Origin of the sequence: Bartonella sp. AA81SXKL (genome assembly GCF_042196945.1) — a bacterium.
GTDB lineage: Bacteria > Pseudomonadota > Alphaproteobacteria > Rhizobiales > Rhizobiaceae > Bartonella.
The window spans coordinates 1-589 of the sequence record NZ_JBHIRH010000367.1 but is presented as its reverse complement, the minus strand read 5'-3'; the positions used below and the strand labels follow the sequence as shown (position 1 = coordinate 589).

2 protein-coding genes are annotated in these 589 nt (G+C 36.0%); both read right to left on the bottom strand.

Annotated elements, in window-relative coordinates:
- A partial coding sequence (locus ACFINZ_RS11730) for an NADH-quinone oxidoreductase subunit K (protein WP_375701612.1) occupies positions 1–139 on the bottom strand: 139 nt, incomplete at its 3' end.
- 8 nt (positions 140–147) lie between these two features.
- Positions 148–589: NADH-quinone oxidoreductase subunit J (locus ACFINZ_RS11725; protein WP_375701611.1), on the bottom strand; the 442-nt coding region annotated here is incomplete at its 5' end.

Below are 589 nucleotides of genomic sequence, written 5' to 3'. Positions count from 1 at the left end.
TGAGATTAACTGAAAGCAATATAAGCTCAATGGACATCAAGATAATAATCAGATTCTTTCTATTAAGAAAAATGTCTGCGATACCAATCGTAAACATAAGAGCCGAAACAATCAGATAATGCATAATATCAATGTGCATAGCCCCCCCTAAATACCCTTACCTGATTCAATTTGTTTGATTTCGATGGCATTTTCTACTTTTCTAGAAACTTGCACTGCTATAGATTGTCGTTTTACACCCGACTTATGACGAAGTGTCAAAATAATAGCACCAATCATTGCAACTAATAAAATAATCCCAGCAATTTGAAAGTAGAAAACATAATCCGTATAAAGAATATCGCCTAATGCCTGTGTATTGGTTTTCTGGGCTAAGTCTGGCATTGGTTGCATAACATGTGCTCTAAGAACTGGAGAAAAACGGCTCCCCACAAAAACAACAATTAATTCTACAGCAACAATACTTCCAACAAGAGCTCCAATTGGAGCATACCGAAGTGTACCACTTTTTAACTCAGCAAAATCAACATCAAGCATCATAACCACAAATAAAAACAAAACAGCGACAGCTCCAACATAAACAACCAAC